Below are 19,280 nucleotides of genomic sequence, written 5' to 3' on the forward strand. Positions count from 1 at the left end.
TGGTTATTCGTTGGGGTTGGGTCATAGGTTGCTCGAGCCGTCAGCTGTGCATCCGACGACGCGCGACGAGTACGGCTCCGCCAGCCGCCGCGAGCAACAGCGCCACGATGAGCGCCGGAAGCAGTTCGCCACCGGTTCGAGGCAGATCACCGGATGCCGCAGCAGTGGGAGCGGCAGTCTCGCTGTCGTTAGCAGCACCGTTATCCGGATCCGGCTGGTCGCCGTCTCCCGGCTGATCGCTGTCGCCCGGAGCGCCCTCGCCCGTGGAGATTCCCACGAGCATCGGGTCGTGGTCGCTCGCACGGAACACGTCGGCCGCGTAGAGGTCGCTCACGTTGTAGTTGTGGCGTGAGTATTCCAGAGCCACCGACTCCACCGAGTTGATGTTCCAGATGTCCTGCCCTGTGACCGTCGCATCTGCCGCCGGTGAGGCGAAGATGTAGTCGAGAGAGCCGACCGCACCGTCGTAGTTGTACGTGTACTCACCGGTCTTCGCGCCCTGATCGACGTAGCCGGCACCCGTGATCGTCGTGATCGGGTCCTCCGCCGCATACGAGTTGAAGTCACCGACCAAGAACACCTTGTCGGTGTCGTGCTTCGCCGCAAAGGCATCGGCGAATTCCAGCAGCGCCTCAGCCTGCCGTGTGCGATCGCCGTTGTACGCACCGATGCCGTCCTGGTTGTCGGCGTTGTCGCCTGAGGCGCTGTCGCCACCGCCCTTCGACTTGAAGTGGTTCGACACGACCACGAAGACGTCGTCAGCGTCGCCGCCCACCGGCACGAAGGCCTGCGCGTCAGGTTCACGCGCATTGTCGAAGGCATCGGATCCGATGAGAATCTCCGCGTCCCCGACCAGTTCGACGGCCGCGGGCTTGTAGATGAAGGCCGTGCGGATGACATCCTCGTTCTCCGGCAGATTCTCCGGCGAGCGCACGTAGTCCCACACGGCAGCTCCGGCCGCCTCGTTGAGCGCGTCGACGAGAACGCTCAACGCATAGTCGCGGTCCTCGTGACCGGCTGCCAGTGAGTTCTCGATCTCTTCGAGCGAGACCACATCCGCGCCAAGAGCATTGATCGCGGCCACGATCTTGTCCTGCTGACGCGTGAGGTTCTCGGCGTTCGCCGCACCACGCACCTGGCAGTCAGCGGGACTCGAGTCGCGCACCGTGATCTTGTTTCCATCGCGATCCGTGTAGAACGACGTGCAGCCGGGACGCTCATCGCCCGTCGTGGCGAAGTAGTTCAGCACGTTGAACGTCCCAAGCGTCACATCGCCGCCGACATCCTCCGGCGTCGCTTCACGCGTGTTCTCGAACTCGACGGGCTGATCGGTGTTGCCCGTCACCCGGTACGTCGGCTGGAACTTCCACGCGCCGAATCGGTAGTCGAGCAAGACCGCATCTGTGAAGGTGACTTCGGCACCGACGCGAACCGGGTTCTCGAGCGAAAGATACGGCAGAGGAGTTCCCGAGTTGGCGGAGTTCGTGAAGTCGACCGAGGAGCCATCGTCGAGCACAACGCCCTCGGCTTCTGCGCGCGCCACCTCGGCGTTGTACGCATCCGTCCCCGGGAGGCCCTTCACCGTGGGGTTGACGAGAGGCGAGTCGGATGCCGCAAGAGCGACCTCACCGTAGCGGTTCGTCTCGTATACCTCGGTCACCGTGTAGTCGCCCTGCGGCGCGACGAGCATGCTCTCGAGGGTCTCGCGCTCAGCGTCGTTGGCGGGGAACGCCACCTCGGCGGGCGCCGGCAGTGCGGCATCCTTCGCCATCACTGTGATGTCCTGCGCGTCGGCGACCACGATCTGCGTCAGGTCATAGTACTCGTCCGCTGTGCCGTTCAGAGTGACCTTGTCACCCACCTCGACGGTCACGGGAATGCTCTTGGCGAAGACGAAGATCCCATCGGATGCCGCGTGGCTCTCCGCGTCGATCACACCACCCGTGCCCTCGGTCTGAAGGTAGAAGCCGCTGAGCCCGCCCTCGGGGAAGGCCGCCGTCACGACGCCCGTGGTCGTGACCACGTCACCCGCGTACGGTGTCTTCGCGCCGGTGCCCTGGATCTCCGCGATCGTGAGTTCCGTGCCCGGGCCGACCGGACCGGTCTCGTCACCGCCCTCGGCTTCGTCGTCCTCGCCGACCGTGAGCGTCCCGCTGCCCTGCGGCGTGATCTCCTCGGTCAGGGAGAAGTCGTTCCTGTTGCTGTCGGTGTCGGCACCGTCGGTCCGCACATTCGAGCGGACGTCCGAGTTGCTCGAGGGAGCCTGCGCCGCTTCGCCCTCGAACGTGTTCGTCGAACCATAGCCGAGCGCATCCAGGATTCCCTCGACCCCGGCGACATCGCCCACCGGAGGAGTGATCTTCTCGGTTCCGTCGACGAGGAAGAGCGTGCCCTTCGTGCCGCTCGGATTGATGCTTCCGCCAGCGTCGAGATTCACGTTCGTGAGCGCCGCACCGGTGTCGGCATTGCCGTTCATCGCGATGAGGTAGTAACCACCGGCCGCGATCTCTCCGGAGAGCACCGCGACGCCGTTCGTGGCCGTGGAGCCGCCCGACGAACGATACTGCAGCGACATTCCGTCGAGAACGATCGGGGCATCGGTCGGGTTGTAGAGCTCCACGAACTTGTGGTCGTACATCGCACCGGCGCTTCCGCCACTCAGGTAGGCCTCATTGATCACCACCCCGGCGCCAGAGTCCTCTGCAGCGGCAGCGGGCATCGCGGCGAGCGGAGCGCACGCCAAACCCAGCAGCGCTGCAGCGGAACAGATCGTGCGTTCTCGCGCGGTCGTCATCGTCACAGGTGCTTCTCCTCGGAAAGTCAGCTGACGCGCGACGGCGCGTCAGTGCGCCCAACGAGCGGACCCGGTGCGACGCCATCGTCACACTAGGAGCGGCTCATTGCGTGTTCCCAGCGGACTGGTGAACAGCTGACTACAAACTAGAGCCTCGCACCGACAGAGCGACGCGAGTCAGTGAGAAGTGCACCTCACGGTGGCGATCCCGCTCACATGAGCAGACGGAGAGGATGTGTCAAGCGACGCGGCTCAGATCAGCCGCAGCATCCGCGTGTTGCCCAGCGTGTTGGGCTTCACTCGAGCGAGATCCAGAAACTCTGCGACGCCCTCGTCAGTGGAGCGCACGAGCTCCGCATACACCTCCGGGTCCACGACGCTCTCTCCGATGGGCGCGTAGCCGTGCTTGGTGAAGAAGTCGACCTCGAACGTCAAGCAGAAGAGCCGCTTGAGGCCGAGCACACGGGCATCCTCCTGCAGCGTGGTGAGCAGTGAATGCCCCACGCCCTTGCCGAGCCACTCCTGCGCGACCGCGAGTGTGCGGACCTCGCCGAGGTCCTCCCACATGACGTGCAGCGCCCCACAGCCGATCACGGTTCCGTCGTCGGTCTCGGCGATGCGGAACTCCTGCACAGCCTCGTAGAACACGACCCGCTCTTTGCCGAGCAGAATACGCTCCTGAACGAGCGGCTCGATGAGCTTCTGGATGAGGGGAACGTCACTGGTGCGTGCCCAACGCACTCTAAACCCAGTCATTCCTCGTCCCGCTCTCACTTCCCGGGCAGCTCGGTACCCAACGAGGAGATCTTACAGCGGCTCACCTGCGAACCGGGTGAAGAAGGCGCGCGTCTGCTCAGCTGCCCGCCGATTCGTCGGCCTCGTCATCGCCGCGATGCGTTCCGACGGGCGCCGAGCTCGGCAGCCGCGCAAGGTAGTGCATCGTGCCGTTGATCCGCTCAGCCTCCGCGGGGTGATCGTGCCGCAGCTGGCTCCAGGCCTGACCGGCCAAGCGCAGGCCTTCGTCTGGCTGCCCGGCCTGGCCGAGAGCGCGAAGCGTCTTGACGAGAAGCGTCGTCAGCGACTTCGCGAGAGCATCATCGGTCACGATGTCTTGTCGGTGCGTCCGATGCGGACGCTCCACACCTCCGGGCCCTGGTCGACGGGCTCCCATGTGAACTCGCCCGGGTGCTCCGCAGCGAATTGGTAATACAGCGGTTTCGGGTCGTGGTCGTTGACGAGCAGGAAGGATTCACCAGCGCTGAGCGCGAAATAGTGCTCAAAGATGAGCTCGTGCCGACGCGCCGGAACCTCGGAACGTACGTCGAGTCGCTGATCGTCTGCCATGACTGTCCTTCCGTGTCGTATAACTACATCCATTATGTGCACCGAGGACCGAATCTGCACAAGCGAATCTGCACAGGGGGAGCCGAGGCGCTATCGTTCTGATATGCGTCTCGGGGTTCTCGATGTCGGTTCGAACACCGTCCACCTGCTCATCGTCGATGCCCATCCCGGCGCCCATCCGGAGCCGATGGCGAGCCATAAGTCCGTACTGCGCCTCATGCGCTATCTCGCCCCCGACGGCTCCATCACCGACGAGGGCGTCGACGCGATCGTCTCGGCTGTCAGCGGCGCCGCAGAGCTCGCGGCTCGCAGCAACCTCGACGAGCTGCTGCCGATCGCGACGTCCGCGATCCGCGAGGCGAAGAACGGTCCGGAGGTCCTCGAGCTCGTCACCCAGGAGACCGGCATCGAACTCGGAGTGCTCTCGGGCGAAGACGAAGCCAAGCTCACATTCCTCGCCGTCCGTCGCTGGTACGGCTGGTCGGCCGGCAACATCCTCCTCTTCGACATCGGCGGCGGTTCGCTCGAGATCTCGATGGGACAGGACGAATACCCCACGATCGGCCTCAGCGTCCCCCTCGGGGCTGGACGGTCGACCATTTCCTTCCTGCCAGACGATCCGCCCACGATCGAACAGCAGGATGCCCTGCGGGACCACGCTCGCGGCATCCTCGAGCAGTCACGCACGGAGTTCTCCGAGATGCCGCCACCCTCACACGTGGTCGGCTCCTCGAAGACCATCCGCTCACTCGCCCGCCTGGCCGGTTCGGTGCGCGACGGCGTGGGCGACAGCGACAGGATGCTGCTTCGCCGCAGTCAGCTCGACGATTGGGTGCCGCGACTGGCGCGTCTCTCCGCGGCATCCCGCCCCGAGCTTCCCGGCATCACGGTCGACCGCACCTTCCAGATCGTCGCGGGAGGAATCGTGCTGTCAGAGACGATGCGCGCCTTTGATGTGAAGGAGCTCGACGTCTCGCCGTGGGCGATGCGCGAAGGCGTTCTGCTTCGATACCTCGACCACTTGGATTGATCGTCAGCTGACCGCAGCGGTCACCGCTTTCACGATCGTCGCCTCGACCGTCGGCGTCCACGTGGGGATCGCCCACGAGACCGGCCACATGTCGCCGTCGTCGAGCGTCGCCGCCTCTTGGAACTCGAGCGTGGAGTACCGGTTCTTGAACTTGCCGGAGTTCTTGAACGCGACCACGAGCTTTCCGCTCTCGTTTGCGTAGGCGGGCATTCCGTACCAGGTCTTCGGCAGCAGCTGCGGCGCCGTCGCCGTGATCGTCGCGTGCACCCGCTCAGCGAGCGCTCGATCCTCCGGGTTCATCTTCTCGATCGCGTCAAGCAGAGCCTGCAGGTCATCCGCCTTCTTGGCGCCCTTCTTGCCCTCTGCTCGCAGCTCTGCCGCTCGCGTCTTCATCGCCGCGCGCTCTTCTGCGCTGAACCCGGTGCTCGTTTCGGTCGACATCTTTTCTCCTCACCTCGTTGTCTGTGAGAAACAGAGTATGCCCGTGCGCAGGCCACGCACTTCTTCATTCCTGATGGATGTGACGACACCGAAGCGGAAGACAGAGAAGGAGGCCGCTGACGTGTGTCAGCGGCCTCCTTCTCTGCGGCATAGGTGCCCTACTGCTCGCGCGGGTTCTCCGTGATCGCGAGGTCAGGAGTGACGCCACCGGTTCCGAGCGACGCATTCGCGTTGATGCCGGCACCGACCGACTCCTCACGCTGCGTCGTCGTGAATGTGAACTTGCCGTCCGCGAAGTCGACGTGCACGTGGTCGCCCGGGTTGAGCTCGCCGTGGAGGATCTTCTCACTGAGTTCATCCTCGACCTGGCTCTGCATCGCACGACGCAGCGGTCGAGCACCGAGCGCCGGGTCGAAGCCGACGTCGATGAGACGCTCCTTCGCCGGAACGGTCAGATCGATCGTCATGTCACGGTCGAGCATGCGCTCACCCAGTCGTTTGATGAACAGGTCCACGATCTGCAGCAGCTCCGACTTCGACAGCTGCGGGAACACGATCGTGTCATCGACACGGTTCAGGAACTCGGGCTTGAAGTGCTTCTTCAGCTCTTCGTTGACCTTCGCCTTCATCGTCTCGTAGTTGGTCGCGGTGTCGCCCTCGATCTGGAAGCCGACGGGACCACCGGCGATGCCCTTCGAACCGAGGTTCGTGGTCATGATGATGACGGTGTTCTTGAAGTCGACGACACGGCCCTGGCCATCCGTCAGACGCCCCTCTTCCAGGATCTGGAGTAGGGAGTTGAAGATGTCGGGGTGCGCCTTCTCGATCTCGTCGAAGAGTACGACACTGAACGGCTTGCGACGCACCTTCTCGGTGAGCTGGCCGCCCTCTTCGAAGCCGACGAACCCGGGAGGGGCACCGAACAGCCGCGAGACGGTGTGCTTCTCACCGAACTCACTCATGTCGAGCGAGATGAGCGCGTCTTCGTCGTCGAACAGGAACTCCGCGAGCGCCTTCGCGAGCTCGGTCTTTCCGACGCCGGTCGGACCGGCGAAGATGAACGAACCGCTCGGACGCTTCGGGTCCTTCAGTCCGGCGCGAGTGCGACGGATGGTGCGGGACAGCGCCGAGATGGCTTCATCCTGACCGATGACGCGCTCGTGCAGCGCCTTCTCCATGAAGACGAGTCGGCTGGACTCCTCTTCCGTGAGCTTGAACACAGGGATGCCGGTCGCCTGTGCGAGCACCTCGGCGATCAGACCCTCGTCGACCGTCGCGGTTGCCTTGACCTCGCCACTCCTCCACTGCTTCTCGAGGCGGAGGCGCTCACCGAGAAGGTTCTTCTCCTCGTCGCGCAGGCTCGCGGCCTTCTCGAAGTCCTGCTCCTCGATCGCGGCTTCCTTCGCTTGACGCACGTTCGAGATCTTCTCGTCGAACTCACGCAGCTCGGGCGGGCTCGAGAGAATCGACAGACGCAGGCGAGCACCCGCCTCGTCGATCAGGTCGATCGCCTTGTCCGGCAGGAACCGGTCGGAGACATAGCGGTCGGAGAGATTCGCTGCCGCGACAAGTGCTCCATCGGTGATGGACACCTTGTGGTGCGCCTCGTAGCGGTCGCGCAGCCCCTTCAGAATGTTGATGGTGTGCGGAAGCGACGGCTGGTCCACCTGAATCGGCTGGAAACGACGCTCGAGCGCGGCATCCTTCTCGAAGTGCTTGCGATACTCGTCAATGGTCGTCGCACCGATCGTCTGCAGCTCGCCTCGTGCCAGGAGCGGCTTGAGGATGCTGGCGGCGTCGATGGCGCCTTCAGCGGCACCAGCACCCACGAGCGTGTGGATCTCGTCGATGAAGACGATGATGTCACCGCGCGTGCGGATCTCCTTCGTGACCTTCTTCAGACGCTCCTCGAAGTCACCGCGGTAGCGGCTTCCGGCGATGAGCGAGCCGAGGTCGAGCGAATACAGCTGCTTGTCTTTGAGGATCTCGGGAACCTCGCCCTTGACGATCGCCTGCGCAAGGCCCTCGACGACGGCGGTCTTGCCGACGCCGGGCTCACCGATCAGCACGGGGTTGTTCTTGGAGCGGCGCGACAGAATCTGCATGACGCGCTCGATCTCCTTCTCGCGCCCGATCACCGGGTCGAGCTTGTTGTCGCGAGCGGCCTGCGTGAGGTTGCGTCCGAACTGGTCGAGGATCTGCGATCCGCCCTGCGGCGCAGTCTCGTTCGGAGCACCGCCGACAGAGGCGGTCTCCTTGCCCTGGTAGCCCGACAGCAGCTGGATGACCTGCTGCCGAACCCGGTTCAGGTCGGCGCCGAGCTTGACGAGCACCTGTGCGGCGACGCCCTCGCCCTCGCGGATGAGACCGAGCAGAATGTGCTCGGTTCCGATGTAATTGTGGCCGAGCTGCAGCGCTTCGCGCAGGCTTAGCTCAAGAACCTTCTTGGCACGCGGCGTGAACGGGATGTGCCCCGTCGGCTGCTGCTGACCGGTTCCGATGATGTCGGTCACCTGCTCACGCACTGCGTCGAGCGAGATGCCCATAGACTCAAGCGCCTTTGCGGCGACGCCCTCGCCCTCGTGGATGAGACCGAGCAGAATGTGCTCGGTTCCGATGTAGTTGTGGTTCAGCATCTTGGCCTCTTCCTGGGCCAAGACGACGACGCGGCGGGCGCGGTCGGTGAATCTCTCGAACATCTTCACTCCTTTCGACACCTCGGGCTGAGAACGGTGTCGATACTGACAGCGTAACGACGTATCGGCCACCACTTCCCCCTGTTCGCCCACGGCGTGACAGATGCGCCGCCGCCCTTGACATACATATCGACAATCGATAACTTATCGTTTATCGCTAATATCGAATATCGATAAAGGGAGCCATCATGGAACAGAACCTCAGCCGCTCTGATCGGAATGATCTGCGGTTGATCATGCTCTACGGCGCCGTCGCCGCGATCGCCGTGCTCATCTGGACGGTCGTCAGCGTGACGAATCTGTTTCCAGCCGGTGTCTTCACTCCGACAGTCCCTCTCGAGACGGGCACCGTCTCCACCGCTCTCGGAGGCGGAGCCAGCGCCGTCGTCACCGAGGTCACCGTCGCCGCTCCGGACACTCCGCTCATCTCCGTGATCGCAGCCGTCACCGTCGTCATCGTGAGAGCCCTCACCTTCTTCGGCGTCATCGCCTGCATCCTCGCACTGTGCCGGAATATCTCGCGCGGCATCACGTTCGATCGCGCCAACAGCCGCCTCGTCTCCGCCACAGCGATCACCCTGTTCGTGGGAACGCTGATCGTCCAGGGCGCACGGACGTTCGCCATCAACGGCATCCTCGCCTCTCTCGAACACATCGGGGAGGGCGATATCAGCACGCCGATGAGCTTCTGGGTCACGTACTTTGTCGCGGCATCCCTCGGACTCGTCGCAATCGCCTTCCGCGCGGGCGAGCGCTTGCAGCGCGAGACGGAAGGACTCGTCTGATGGCACCCCGCGAACCAGAGGGAGAGCCGACGGGCATCCACTGTCGACTCGACGAGCTGCTCGCCGAACGCGGCATGACACTCACCCAGTTGAGCGAGACCGTGGGCGTCAGCATCGTGAATCTGTCCGTGCTCAAGAACGACCGCGCGAAGGCGATCCGGTTCTCGACGCTCGTCGCCATCTGCGATGCCCTGCGGTGCACCCCGGGCGATCTGCTCGAGCGCAGCGGACAGGAACCCCCGCAGTGAGGCACGAGCGCGTCACTGCAGAGCCGAGCTCAACCGTGCGAGGTTGTCGAGCACGGTTGAGCGCAGCGGCTGCTTCATCCACTCGTCGAGCGTGAGCTCTCGACTGAGTGAGCGGTAGTGGTCTTCGATCGCACGCATGTCGCGCACGAAGTCACGACCCCGCACAAGCAGCGAGACCTCGAGATTGAGACCGAACGAGCGCATATCCATATTGCTCGACCCGAGCACCGCGACCTCGTCATCGATCGTGAAGTGCTTGGAGTGCAGAATGTACGGCTTCGGATACAGGAAGATGCGCACACCCGCACGAAGAAGAGCCTCATAGTAGGAGCGCTGCGCGTGATAGACCATCGCCTGGTCGCCGATCTCCGAGACAAACAGGTCGACGGGGACTCCCCGGTGCACGGCCGTCGTGATCGCAAAGAGCAGCGATTCATCCGGCACGAAGTACGGGCTCGTGATGACGATGCGGTTCTGCGCCGCCCACAGCAGCCCGAGGAAGAGACGCAGATTGTTCTCGCCCTCGAAGCCGGGACCTGACGGAACCACCTGGCAGACGAGGTCGCCCGGGCGATCCTCCTGCGTCACCGCGCCTTCGCCCTGCGGGTCAGCCCCGTCCGCGAGAAGCTCATCGGTCTCGCTGTACCAGTCAGTGAGGAAGATCGCGTTGATCGCTCCCACGACCGGGCCGTGCACCCGCGCCTGCAGCTCCTGCCATTTGAGCCCGCGCTCGATGTTGCGCTTCTTGTTGTAGCTGCGGTCGATGATGTTCTGCGAGCCGATCCAGGCGACGCTGCCGTCGACGACCAGCAGCTTGCGGTGGTTGCGCAGGTCAGGGCGCTGCCACTTCCACTGCAGCGGGTCGAGCGGCAGCATCCGATGCCAGTCAGCGCCCATCGACGTCAGCCGGTCGGTCATGTCACGGTAGCCGGGCGTGCGCAGCGAAGCGACGTGATCGAACAGCACCCTGACCGAGACACCGCGCGTCACCGCACGTTCGAGCGCATCGAAGAACGGCACGGTCGTGGCATCCTGACACATGATGTAGAACTCGACGTGCACCCACTTCTCAGCCGCCTCGATATCGTCGATCATCCCCTGCAGCGACGACGCGTAGTCGTGCTCGAGTACGGCCGTGTTGCCGCCGAGCATCGGGAAGCCGCCGAGGTTCTGATTGAGGTACGCGAGGGAGGGCAGCCACTCAGGGGTGGCGGCAAGGCTCTCATCGTGCGGCAGCTCCGCGACGACGCTCGCGATGTACGAGTTGATGTCCTGCTGGCGTTTGCGCCTGGCGCGCGGAAGCTTCGGGTTGCCGATGATGAGGAACAGCAGCACCCCGAGGAACGGGATGAAGAAGATGGCGAGAAGCCACGCCATCCCCGAAGATGGGAGACGGTTGCGCGGGACGTAGATGATCGCGAGCACACGGACGCCCAGGTCGATGACGAAGATCACGATCGCCCACCAGCCGAAGCTGACGCCGAAGATCTCAATGACGGCGTCGTCGAAGAAGCTCATCGCGTGACCGCCCTCGTGCGGGCCGGTCGATGTGCCGGAGCCGTCATGACTCCGATGCTATCGGGGCGAGAAGGATGCCGCTGAAGGCGTGCCGTCAGTTGCTCGAGGGCGCCGGAGGCTTCGGCGGGAGGCCGCGACGCGCTCTCTCCTCCGCCTCGATGTCGGCGTAGACGCGACGCTCGTTGCGGTCAGAGCGCACGATCGCGCGGAGGATCACATAGAACAGCGCGAACACCAGGAGCGTCGGCAGCACCGACCACGCGGCATTCAACCAGAAGTTCTCGATCATGATGGCTCCATGGTACCCCGCGCGGCTCGGTGCTGCCTCCGAGTGCTCAGCCCGTCAGCTCATGCCGCGGGCCGCTCCAGCCCCAAGTGCCCACGGAGCGTCGTGTGCTCGTAGTCACGTCGGAACCTGCCGCGCTCGCGCAGCACAGGAACCACGTGATCGACGAAGTCCTCGAGATTCGATGGCAGTGCTGGAGGCATCAGGTTGAAGCCGTCCGCTCCCCCACCGTCGACCCAGCGCTCCATCTCATCGGCGATCTGCTCCGGGGTGCCGACCATCGTGCAGTGCCCGCCGCCGGCGGCGAGACGCCCGAGGAGCTGACGAAGCGTCGGCGCCTCGGCCTCGATGATGCGCAGAATCGTCGCATAGCGTCCCTTCGGTCCCGTGAACTCCTCGAGCGGGGGCAGCTCAGGCAGCGGCTCGTCGAGGGGCCACTCTGCGCAGTCCTGACCGATGAACATGCTCAGCTGCCGCAGCGACGCCTCAGCCGGGAGAAGCTCGTCGAGCTCCCGCTGCGTCGCGCGCGCCTCCGCCTCGGTCGAGGCAACGTAGCACACGAGTCCCGGAAGCACGGCGATGCGCTCAGCATCCCGTCCTGCCTCTCGCGCCCGCCGGCGGATGTCGCCGGCATAGTCTCTGGCGCTCGCGAGATCGTATGCGACGGCGTAGATCGCCTCTGCACGACGGGCCGCGAGGTCGCGCCCAGGTTCGGAGGCTCCCGCTTGGAACAGCACCGGGTTGCCCTGAGGAGGACGAGGGATGCTGAGCGGCCCCGCCACTCGAAAGTGCTCACCCGCGTGGTCGACCGCCCGCACGAGATCCGGCTCGGCATAGCGTCCGCCACGGTCGGCGACCACGGCGTCATCGCTCCACGAGTCCCACAGCCGCAGCACGACATCGACGAACTCGTCGGCTCGCGCATACCGGGCCGCGTGCTCGGGCAGCCCGTCCATTCCGTAGTTGCGGGCCTCGGCGTCGAACATCGAGGTCACGACGTTCCACCCGACGCGTCCGCGCGAGATGCGGTCGAGCGAGGCGAGCTGCCGTGCCGCGTGGAACGGTGCGGTGACCGACGCCGACACCGTGGCCACCAGGCCGATGCGCTCCGTCGCCGCCGCGAGGGCGGTCAGCGCAGTGAGCGGCTCGAACGTCCACATCGGACCATCCGCGAGGCGCCCGGCGGCGTGCCCATCGGCGAGAAAGACGGCGTCGAACGTCCCGCGTTCAGCCTGACGAGCTTGCTCCACGAGGGTGTCGATGTCGCCCAGCCGGTCCACGGTCGAATCAGGATGCCGCCACGCCGCACTGTGGTGCCCGCAGCCGTGTGCGAACAGGTTGAGATGCATCTGGCGCATCAGTTCATCACCAGACCGCCGTCGACCACGAGGTTCTGTCCGGTGACGGCTCGCGCGAGCGGCGTGGCGAAGAACAGCACCGCGTCGGCGAACTCCTCCGGGGACGTGACACGGCGCAGCGGCGTGCCTCCCGCGATCAGGTCGAACACCTCGTCCGGCGTCGCCGCGCTCGCGTCCGTCGTGCGCAGCAGGCCGCCCGAGGCCATGTTCACCGTGATGCCGTCCGGCCCGAGATCAGCCGCGAGAGTGCGCGTCAGACTGAGCAGCGCGGCCTTCGCCGCCGTATAGTCGTGGTAAGGCACGACCGGATGCTGGAACAGATTCGTTCCGATGTTGATGACGCGGCCGAACCCGGCGCTCCGCATGTCGGAGAGCGTCGCCTGCACCGTGTTGAGTGCCGCGTGCACACCGCCGAACTGCTGGTCGAGGTGCTCCGTCGTGAGGTCGACCGCGTGGGGCCGCGCATCGCCGTTGAAGCTGAAGTCCATGAGGGCGTTGTTCACGACGGTCGTGACGCCAGCGCCGAAGTGCTCGCGAGCGGCATCCACCATGTCTCGAACGGCGGACGCGTCGCGCACATCGGCGTGATAGGCGAAGAACCGATCGGGGTTGTCCGAGACCATCTCGGATGCCGCGTCGGCGCTCGACCGGTAGTTGACGACCACGCGGGCGCCCTCACGGGCGAACGCTCGCGCGATCTCCGCGCCGAGGCCGCGGGCGGCTCCGGTGACGAGGACGACCTGCTCGGTCAGTGGAACTGTGGTGCTCATCGCTTCCCTTTCGTCGGGAGGCGAAGGGGTCGCGTGCGCGCTCGCGCAGTGCTGAGGCGGACATCCCTTCGCCAGTGCTAACTGGATCAGGTTCGACGGGTGTTGTCTCAGCCAAGCAGCGAGTGCCGGGCACCCCGTGTCACGCGATGAGCCTATCTGGTTTTCAGACGGACACCATAATTCGCCCGCCTGCGAGGGCTGAAGCTTACTTCACGAGCGGGAACAGAATGGTCTCACGGATGCCGAGACCGGTGAGCGCCATGAGCAGACGATCGATTCCCATTCCCATGCCGCCCGTCGGAGGCATCCCGAATTCGAGGGCGCGCAGGAACTCCTCGTCCAGCTGCATCGCCTCGAGGTCTCCCCCGGCCGCAAGCTTCGCCTGCTCGACGAAGCGCTCGCGCTGGATGACTGGGTCGACGAGCTCGGAGTAGCCGGTCGCCAGCTCGAAGCCGCGGACATAGAGGTCCCACTTCTCGACGACACCAGCCTTCGAGCGGTGGTGACGCACGAGCGGGCTCGTGTCGACCGGGAAGTCCATCACGAACGTCGGGCGCTCCAGCCCGCCCTTCACGAAGTGCTCCCACAGCTCTTCGACGTACTTGCCATGGATCGGGTGCGGGATCTCAAGGCCCTCCGCATCGGCCATGGCCTCGAGTTCGGCAATCGGAGTCTCGGGGGTGATCTCACGGCCCGCGGCCTCGGAGAGGCTCTCGAACATCGAGATGCGGTCCCAATCGCCGCCGAGGTCGTACTCGGTGCCGTCGGCCCACGTGACCACGTGCGAACCGGAGATATCGCGCGCGGCGTTCTGGATGAGCTGCTGCGTGAGGTCGGCGATCGAGTTGTAGTCGCCGTAGGCCTGGTAGGCCTCGAGCATCGCGAACTCGGGGCTGTGCGTCGAATCGGCGCCTTCGTTGCGGAAGTTGCGGTTGATCTCGAAAACGTGGTCGATGCCGCCGACGACCGCGCGCTTGAGGTAGAGCTCCGGAGCGATTCGGAGGTAGAGCTCGGTGTCGAAGGCGTTCGAGTGCGTCACGAAGGGGCGAGCCGCTGCACCGCCGTGCATGACCTGGAGCATGGGCGTCTCGATCTCGATGAAGCCCTGCTCGTCGAACGTGCGGCGCAGGCTCGCGACGGTCTTGGCGCGGGCGACGACGTTCTGGCGGGCCTGGTCGCGCACGATGAGGTCGAGGTAGCGACTGCGAACGCGGGTCTCCTCGTTCAGCTCGTTGTGGAGGTTCGGCAGGGGCAGCACGGCCTTCGATGCGATCTGCCACGAGTCCGCCATGATCGAGAGCTCGCCGCGGCGGCTCGAGATGACCTCGCCCTGCACGAAGACGTGGTCGCCGAGGTCGACGTACTCCTTCCAGCGAGCGAGGCTCTCCTCGCCGACGCCGGCGAGGCTGACCATCGCCTGCACGCGGGTTCCGTCACCCGACTGCAGGCTCGCGAAGCACAGCTTTCCGGTGTTGCGCAGGTGCACGATGCGTCCGGCGACGCCGACCGTGACGCCCGTCGTGCTGTCCGTCTCGATGTCGCCCCACTGCTCTCGCACCTGCGGAATCGTGTGGGTGACGGGAACACTGACCGGATACGCGCCCTGACCGGGGTCGTCCGCAGCCTCGATGAGTCGGTCGCGCTTGTCGAGACGCACCTGCTTCTGCTGGGAGATCTCCTCGGCGGTGGGCTCTTCGGTGCGGTTCTCGGTCATGCATCAACCTTTGCGAATCGGGCGGGTACGTTGGCCGAGACGTCGGCCGTGACAAGTTTACCCATCACAGCCGAGGGGATGCCGCCACCTCAGCGGTCAGCCGAGAGGGCGTCCTCCACCGAGCTGCGCACGAGCGAGGAGAGGTAGGCGCCCGGCTGCTCCACGCCGATATCGTGCAGGATGCCGGAGGCCTGCGCGACGATCGATCGCGAGAACGCGCTGGCGGTCTCGATGGCCTCCGCGTAGGCGGCTCTGTCTGCCTCGGCGATCACCACCGGCTCGCCGCCCATCTCGACCACGAGCGCCTGGCCGATGGGCAGCACGGGCGACGGCGCCGTCACCGCGAAGTAGGTCTCGGCGAGACGCGTGAGATCGAGCGACGTGCCCGTGAACGACATGGCCGGGTGAATGGCCAGCGGGATGCTTCCGAGCCGCTGCGCCGGCTCGAGGACGCCGATGCCGAAGCCCGGAGCGGTGTGCACGACGAGCTGGCCCGGCTGCCAGGTACGCGTCGCTGCGAGCCCCTCCACGAGGCTGGGCAGCTCGGCGTCCGGAACAGCCGTGAGCACGAGCTCGCTGCGCTCCACGATCTCGGGGATCTCGAGGATCGGCACTCCGGGAAGCATCGTCTCTGCGCGTTCGCGGCTCTCGTCGGAGACCGCCGACACTCCGATGAGTGCGTGCCCTGCTCCGGCGAGCGCGGAGGCCAGCACGGGCCCGACGTGCCCCGCTCCGATGATGCCGACGCCCAGTCGGCCCGCGCGCTGTTCGCTCATTCGGGTATCGCCGCCCATCGCTCAGAGGTGTCGGATGCCGCGGCCCGCTGCGCCGCGGAGTTCACGCGATCGAAGAAGCGGAGTGCGTCGTCGCGCCCCAGCTGGGACACGCGCGCCGTCACGGGCCCCGCCACCGTGTGGGCGTGGCCGCTCGCGAGATCGCGGCGCCGCTGCCACGGCCCCTGGGCGATTCTCACGGATTGCACGCGTGCGAGCGGCACGATGACCAAGCTCCGGTGCGCCCAGCCCTGACGGGTCACGAGAACATCGCCGAGCAGAGCGTAGCCCACCCGCTTCCAGGTGAACGGGTTGAAGAGGCGGGATGCTCGCGGAGCCGTCGTGTAATCGGCATCCGTCCCCGTTCCGAGCAGGCCGCGCGTCACGAGATCCGTTGCGTCCCGCTCTGGGATCGCGGGGAGGACGAGCGAGATCACACGCATAACGTCCTCCTGCGTGCCGACCGGCATGAGGATCGCACGCTGCTGCGCCTGGCTCTGGTTGCCGCCGGACGACTCCTGGACTGCGGTGTTGATGCGGATCTCCCACCAGCCGAAGGGCCGCCACAGCAGCGACTGCCGCACCTCGATGCCGTGAATGCGGCCGGGTGGAATCGTCTCGTTCGAGATGGAGAGCAGTCCGTAGCCGACCCGGATGCCGTGCTGCGTCGCCGCGATGGAGTAGCGCATCGAGCGAGTGATGCGCGACCAGTAGAACGTGAGGAAACCGATCATGGCTGGGATGACACTGAACAGCACCCAGGGAGTTCCGTAGATCGCCGCAAATGTCATCCCGATCAGCATGAGCACGAAGAACACCGTCGTTCCGCTGATCACAACTGACCCTGCGATGCGCAGCGGCGGAATATGCACGACGGACTCGGGCTCGGCGAGGTCCGGGTCGAGTTCAGGAGCGAGAAACTCGTTGACGCGCTCGGAGACGAGGTCGGACGCACTCTGAGGTCGTTGGTGCGCGGGAGCGGGTGCGGCCTCGCCCTTTGCGCCGGAGGCGAGTCGCAGGATGTCTCGACGCAGACCGTCTGTCAGCTTCGACCCGAGGTATGAGAGCTCGGTGCTCGCACCCTGCCCGGCGACAGAGACCTGCAGCTTCGCCGCGCCCACGAGTCGAGGAATGAACGAGCGCGTGATGTTAATGCCTTGGATGCGGTCGAGAGGCGCTCTGCGGTGACGGCGGAACAGGATGCCGCTGCGCACCTCCACCGCCTCGTGAGTGACACGGAATGTGTGCATGCGCCACGAGAGATAGAACGCGAGGATGAGGATCGCAAGCAGAACGGCAAGACCGAGGAGCGCCCAGCCCACGAGGTTCTCACGGAAGATCCAGTCGATCGGGTCACCTTCGTACTCGCCCGCGAACTGGTCGCCGAAGAAGATCGATACGAGGCGCTCTCGCAGGTTCGCGATGACGTAGCCGAAGACCGCGAGGAGAATCAGCCCGCCGCGCAGAAGCGGCGTCGCCGGGTGCAGGTGATGCCACTCCCCGTCGGCGAGGGTATCGTCGCCGAGCGAATGAGCGGCGGCGCTGACGGCGTCGGGATGCTGCTCTGGGCCCGGCTGCTCTGGCGTGATCACAGTCCCGCCCGACGCGTCTCGGCGACCTCCACGAGATGGTCGCGCAGATTCTCGGCATCCTCGTTTGGAAGCCCAGGAATCGACACCCCGGTCGCAGCGGCTGCCGTCACGAGCTTGAGGTCGGCGATGCCGAGCGCCCGCGCGAGAGGCCCGCGCGTGATGTCGACGAGCTGCATGCGTCCGTAGGGAACCGCGACGATGCGCTGCCACATGATGCCCTTGCGGAACACGAGGTCGTCTTCACGGAGCTGATAGCCGATCGCACGCACCTGTCGAGGCGTGATGATCAGCGAGACGATCAGACCGATGATGGCCAGCGCGTCCGGAATCCACGCCCAGAGCTGCCCGGAGACTCCGATGACGGCGAAGACGACCACGAGCACGAGGAAGAACAGGAGGTTGCCGATGACCTGAACCGTCGTGTACTTGGGCGAGACACGGTGCCACTCCGAGATCTCGAGCTGCAGTCGAGACGGATTGCGCGGCTCGAGCACGTTCGAGTCGTGCGTGTTGAGCGACGCACTCGGCTCAGGCACCGGAGCGCCTCCCTCACGAGGGTCAGGATTCGGTGGCATCGATGTCATCGTCCTCGTCTTTCGGCAGTCGGCAGAGGTGCTCGGCCACGAGACCCGCCGCAATGAGGATGGCAGCGGCCACTGACATTGCGACGGTGAGCCACACCGATGGTACCCCGGGCCACACGATGCGCGTCGTCATGAAGACGATCGCCCCAAGCGCAAGCCCGAGGAAGAGAGAGCCCGAGAAGCTCGACGCCTTCGCCAGCGAGACGACGCGCATCGCCTGAAATGGGTCGATGCGCTTCGTCGACGCGCCCGTCACCGACCGGCGGATCGGAATCGCGAAGCCCACCACGACCCCGCCCACCACGAGCAGGGTGAGAGACAGCGTGACCGGCGGCACGATGACCGCCAGACCGGAGGAGGTGAGCCACAGCTCCACGAGGAAGCCGATCACGATGCCGAACGCGGCGAGGCTCACCAGCGGCGTCGCGGTGGTGCGCTTCACGACGAGCTCCCCAACTGATCACGCACGTCGGCGACTCGGCCGACTCCCGGAAGCTCGGCATCCGGATCCACCTCGAGCCACGGGTCAAGCACGAACGTGCGCTCGGCCGCGCGCGGATGCGGCAACGTCAGGTGCGGGTCGTCGCTTAGCCTCGTCGCAAAGGTGATGACGTCGATGTCGAGCGTTCGGTTGCCCCAGCGCTCCTCTCGCACACGACCGTGCTCGTCTTCGATGCGGTTCACGGTCTCGAGCAGGCGCTCCGGAGTAAGCAGCGTGCGAACGAGCACGACACCGTTGAGGTACGCCGGAGCCGATTCATCCTCCCCCTCGAGCGTCACCGCGGTCGACTCGATGAACGTCGATACCGCATCCACGATGACACCGGGAGTGGCCCGCAGGTCCTCCACCGCGGCGTCGAGCGTCGCCTCGCGATCTCCGAGGTTCGCTCCCAGCGCCAGAACCGCGCGCTCGGAGCGCAGCATCGTCACGGCATCCGCACCGGTCATCGGTCGCCCCTCGTTCGTGTGATCGCCACCGTCACGTCGTCGAACGGAACGGGAATCGGCGCTTGCGGCTTGTGCAGAGTGACGTGCGCGCGCTGCACCGGTTCGAAGTCGAGAGCAGCCGCTGCGACGCGTTCCGCGACCGTCTCGATCAGGTCCACCGGAGAGGATGCCACGGCGGCAGCGACCGCCTCAGCGAGCTCCCCGTAGTGCACTGTCTTCGACAGATCATCGTCGGATGCCGCGGCACGCAGGTCGACGTCGACGGCGATGTCCACCACGAACTCCTGACCGTTCTCACGCTCGAAGTCGAACACGCCATGGTTGGCATGGACGCGTATGCCCGTCACGGTGATCGTATCGAGGTCGCTCTGATCGCTGCTCACACACTCCACTCTGCCA

At 65.5% G+C, this 19,280-nt stretch carries 20 protein-coding genes and 1 riboswitch; of the genes, 3 read left to right on the forward strand and 17 right to left on the reverse strand.

The window, feature by feature from the left end:
- Positions 1–40: 40 nt before the first annotated feature.
- The 4 genes from ACSAGD_RS10845 to ACSAGD_RS10860 all read right to left on the reverse strand — a co-directional run bounded on the left by ACSAGD_RS10845 (position 41) and on the right by ACSAGD_RS10860 (position 4,138).
- Entirely contained in the window at positions 41–2,794 is a 2,754-nt protein-coding gene (locus ACSAGD_RS10845; protein ID WP_437585162.1) for an ExeM/NucH family extracellular endonuclease, read from the reverse strand.
- Between the two features lie 252 nt (positions 2,795–3,046).
- Entirely contained in the window at positions 3,047–3,550 is a 504-nt protein-coding gene (locus ACSAGD_RS10850) for an amino-acid N-acetyltransferase (RefSeq protein ID WP_437582755.1), read from the reverse strand.
- Between the two features lie 97 nt (positions 3,551–3,647).
- Positions 3,648–3,899, reverse strand: a complete 252-nt coding sequence (locus tag ACSAGD_RS10855) for a hypothetical protein (protein ID WP_437582756.1) — start codon at positions 3,897–3,899, stop codon at positions 3,648–3,650.
- Complete coding sequence (locus ACSAGD_RS10860; protein ID WP_437582757.1) at positions 3,896–4,138, reverse strand: DUF2249 domain-containing protein; 243 nt, start codon at positions 4,136–4,138, stop codon at positions 3,896–3,898. Before ACSAGD_RS10860 ends, ACSAGD_RS10855 begins: the two co-directional genes overlap by 4 nt.
- 103 nt (positions 4,139–4,241) lie before the next feature.
- On the opposite strand from ACSAGD_RS10860, the gene ACSAGD_RS10865 reads away from it, so the two are divergent.
- The gene (locus tag ACSAGD_RS10865; RefSeq protein WP_437582758.1) at positions 4,242–5,168 is read left to right on the forward strand and encodes a Ppx/GppA phosphatase family protein; all 927 of its coding nucleotides are present in this window, start codon (positions 4,242–4,244) and stop codon (positions 5,166–5,168) included.
- Between the two features lie 3 nt (positions 5,169–5,171).
- Here the strand turns inward: ACSAGD_RS10865 and ACSAGD_RS10870 are convergent, their stop codons facing one another.
- Together ACSAGD_RS10870 and ACSAGD_RS10875 are read right to left on the reverse strand one after the other, a co-directional pair.
- Complete coding sequence (locus tag ACSAGD_RS10870; protein ID WP_437582759.1) at positions 5,172–5,609, reverse strand: iron chaperone; 438 nt, start codon at positions 5,607–5,609, stop codon at positions 5,172–5,174.
- 158 nt (positions 5,610–5,767) lie between these two features.
- Positions 5,768–8,308: an ATP-dependent Clp protease ATP-binding subunit gene (locus ACSAGD_RS10875; RefSeq protein ID WP_437582760.1), complete on the reverse strand. Its 2,541-nt coding sequence runs from the start codon at positions 8,306–8,308 to the stop codon at positions 5,768–5,770.
- Between the two features lie 185 nt (positions 8,309–8,493).
- Here ACSAGD_RS10875 and ACSAGD_RS10880 point away from each other — a divergent pair, with 185 nt between their 5' ends.
- Positions 8,494–9,090 carry a hypothetical protein gene (locus ACSAGD_RS10880; RefSeq protein WP_437582761.1) on the forward strand — a complete coding sequence of 199 codons (597 nt, stop codon included), beginning with the start codon at positions 8,494–8,496 and terminating at the stop codon, positions 9,088–9,090.
- The gene (locus tag ACSAGD_RS10885; RefSeq protein WP_437582762.1) at positions 9,090–9,338 is read left to right on the forward strand and encodes a helix-turn-helix domain-containing protein; all 249 of its coding nucleotides are present in this window, start codon (positions 9,090–9,092) and stop codon (positions 9,336–9,338) included. The genes ACSAGD_RS10880 and ACSAGD_RS10885 overlap by 1 nt, the downstream gene beginning before the upstream one ends.
- Positions 9,339–9,350: 12 nt before the next feature.
- On the opposite strand, the gene cls is transcribed toward ACSAGD_RS10885, so the two are convergent.
- The 11 genes from cls to folB form a co-directional block, all read right to left on the reverse strand.
- Entirely contained in the window at positions 9,351–10,856 is a 1,506-nt protein-coding gene (cls, locus tag ACSAGD_RS10890; protein WP_437582763.1) for a cardiolipin synthase, read from the reverse strand.
- 94 nt (positions 10,857–10,950) lie between these two features.
- Entirely contained in the window at positions 10,951–11,145 is a 195-nt protein-coding gene (locus ACSAGD_RS10895; protein WP_437582764.1) for a hypothetical protein, read from the reverse strand.
- 59 nt (positions 11,146–11,204) lie between these two features.
- Positions 11,205–12,500, reverse strand: a complete 1,296-nt coding sequence (locus ACSAGD_RS10900; protein WP_437582765.1) for an LLM class flavin-dependent oxidoreductase — start codon at positions 12,498–12,500, stop codon at positions 11,205–11,207.
- Positions 12,500–13,270 (reverse strand): 3-oxoacyl-ACP reductase, encoded by a 771-nt coding sequence (locus ACSAGD_RS10905; RefSeq protein ID WP_437582766.1) that lies wholly within the window; start codon positions 13,268–13,270, stop codon positions 12,500–12,502. Before ACSAGD_RS10905 ends, ACSAGD_RS10900 begins: the two co-directional genes overlap by 1 nt.
- 46 nt (positions 13,271–13,316) lie before the next feature.
- Positions 13,317–13,417: riboswitch (TPP riboswitch) on the reverse strand.
- A gap of 58 nt (positions 13,418–13,475) precedes the next feature.
- Positions 13,476–14,984 carry a lysine--tRNA ligase gene (gene lysS, locus ACSAGD_RS10910; RefSeq protein ID WP_437582767.1) on the reverse strand — a complete coding sequence of 503 codons (1,509 nt, stop codon included), beginning with the start codon at positions 14,982–14,984 and terminating at the stop codon, positions 13,476–13,478.
- Positions 14,985–15,073: 89 nt separating this feature from the next.
- Complete coding sequence (locus tag ACSAGD_RS10915) at positions 15,074–15,760, reverse strand: Rossmann-like and DUF2520 domain-containing protein (RefSeq protein WP_437582768.1); 687 nt, start codon at positions 15,758–15,760, stop codon at positions 15,074–15,076.
- Positions 15,757–17,349 (reverse strand): PH domain-containing protein, encoded by a 1,593-nt coding sequence (locus ACSAGD_RS10920; protein ID WP_437582770.1) that lies wholly within the window; start codon positions 17,347–17,349, stop codon positions 15,757–15,759. The genes ACSAGD_RS10915 and ACSAGD_RS10920 overlap by 4 nt, the downstream gene beginning before the upstream one ends.
- A complete protein-coding gene (locus tag ACSAGD_RS10925; RefSeq protein WP_437582771.1) occupies positions 17,346–17,924 on the reverse strand; it encodes a PH domain-containing protein in 579 nt (192 codons plus the stop codon). Before ACSAGD_RS10925 ends, ACSAGD_RS10920 begins: the two co-directional genes overlap by 4 nt.
- Positions 17,908–18,375: a DUF3180 domain-containing protein gene (locus ACSAGD_RS10930; protein WP_437582772.1), complete on the reverse strand. Its 468-nt coding sequence runs from the start codon at positions 18,373–18,375 to the stop codon at positions 17,908–17,910. Before ACSAGD_RS10930 ends, ACSAGD_RS10925 begins: the two co-directional genes overlap by 17 nt.
- Positions 18,372–18,881, reverse strand: coding sequence for a 2-amino-4-hydroxy-6-hydroxymethyldihydropteridine diphosphokinase (gene folK, locus ACSAGD_RS10935; protein ID WP_437582773.1), 510 nt, complete (start codon positions 18,879–18,881; stop codon positions 18,372–18,374). Before folK ends, ACSAGD_RS10930 begins: the two co-directional genes overlap by 4 nt.
- On the reverse strand, positions 18,878–19,264 hold the full coding sequence (gene folB / locus ACSAGD_RS10940; protein ID WP_437582774.1) for a dihydroneopterin aldolase: 387 nt from the start codon (positions 19,262–19,264) through the stop codon (positions 18,878–18,880). Before folB ends, folK begins: the two co-directional genes overlap by 4 nt.
- Between the last annotated feature and the right edge of the window lie 16 nt (positions 19,265–19,280).

The organism is Paramicrobacterium salitolerans (assembly GCF_051513965.1).
Classification (GTDB): Bacteria; Actinomycetota; Actinomycetes; order Actinomycetales; family Microbacteriaceae; genus Paramicrobacterium.

What these genes read in the sequence shown, in the direction of transcription:
- ACSAGD_RS10905 (WP_437582766.1), bottom strand. Translation starts at nt 13,270, where the DNA reads ATGAGCACCACAGTTCCACTGACCGAGCAGGTCGTCCTCGTCACCGGA.
- ACSAGD_RS10875 (WP_437582760.1), bottom strand. Translation starts at nt 8,308, where the DNA reads ATGTTCGAGAGATTCACCGACCGCGCCCGCCGCGTCGTCGTCTTGGCC.
- folK (WP_437582773.1), bottom strand. Translation starts at nt 18,881, where the DNA reads ATGACCGGTGCGGATGCCGTGACGATGCTGCGCTCCGAGCGCGCGGTT.
- ACSAGD_RS10880 (WP_437582761.1), top strand. Translation starts at nt 8,494, where the DNA reads ATGGAACAGAACCTCAGCCGCTCTGATCGGAATGATCTGCGGTTGATC.
- cls (WP_437582763.1), bottom strand. Translation starts at nt 10,856, where the DNA reads ATGAGCTTCTTCGACGACGCCGTCATTGAGATCTTCGGCGTCAGCTTC.
- lysS (WP_437582767.1), bottom strand. Translation starts at nt 14,984, where the DNA reads ATGACCGAGAACCGCACCGAAGAGCCCACCGCCGAGGAGATCTCCCAG.
- ACSAGD_RS10900 (WP_437582765.1), bottom strand. Translation starts at nt 12,500, where the DNA reads ATGCGCCAGATGCATCTCAACCTGTTCGCACACGGCTGCGGGCACCAC.
- ACSAGD_RS10870 (WP_437582759.1), bottom strand. Translation starts at nt 5,609, where the DNA reads ATGTCGACCGAAACGAGCACCGGGTTCAGCGCAGAAGAGCGCGCGGCG.
- ACSAGD_RS10895 (WP_437582764.1), bottom strand. Translation starts at nt 11,145, where the DNA reads ATGATCGAGAACTTCTGGTTGAATGCCGCGTGGTCGGTGCTGCCGACG.
- ACSAGD_RS10865 (WP_437582758.1), top strand. Translation starts at nt 4,242, where the DNA reads ATGCGTCTCGGGGTTCTCGATGTCGGTTCGAACACCGTCCACCTGCTC.
- ACSAGD_RS10885 (WP_437582762.1), top strand. Translation starts at nt 9,090, where the DNA reads ATGGCACCCCGCGAACCAGAGGGAGAGCCGACGGGCATCCACTGTCGA.
- ACSAGD_RS10860 (WP_437582757.1), bottom strand. Translation starts at nt 4,138, where the DNA reads ATGGCAGACGATCAGCGACTCGACGTACGTTCCGAGGTTCCGGCGCGT.
- ACSAGD_RS10925 (WP_437582771.1), bottom strand. Translation starts at nt 17,924, where the DNA reads ATGCCACCGAATCCTGACCCTCGTGAGGGAGGCGCTCCGGTGCCTGAG.
- ACSAGD_RS10850 (WP_437582755.1), bottom strand. Translation starts at nt 3,550, where the DNA reads ATGACTGGGTTTAGAGTGCGTTGGGCACGCACCAGTGACGTTCCCCTC.
- ACSAGD_RS10915 (WP_437582768.1), bottom strand. Translation starts at nt 15,760, where the DNA reads ATGAGCGAACAGCGCGCGGGCCGACTGGGCGTCGGCATCATCGGAGCG.
- ACSAGD_RS10845 (WP_437585162.1), bottom strand. Translation starts at nt 2,794, where the DNA reads ATGACGACCGCGCGAGAACGCACGATCTGTTCCGCTGCAGCGCTGCTG.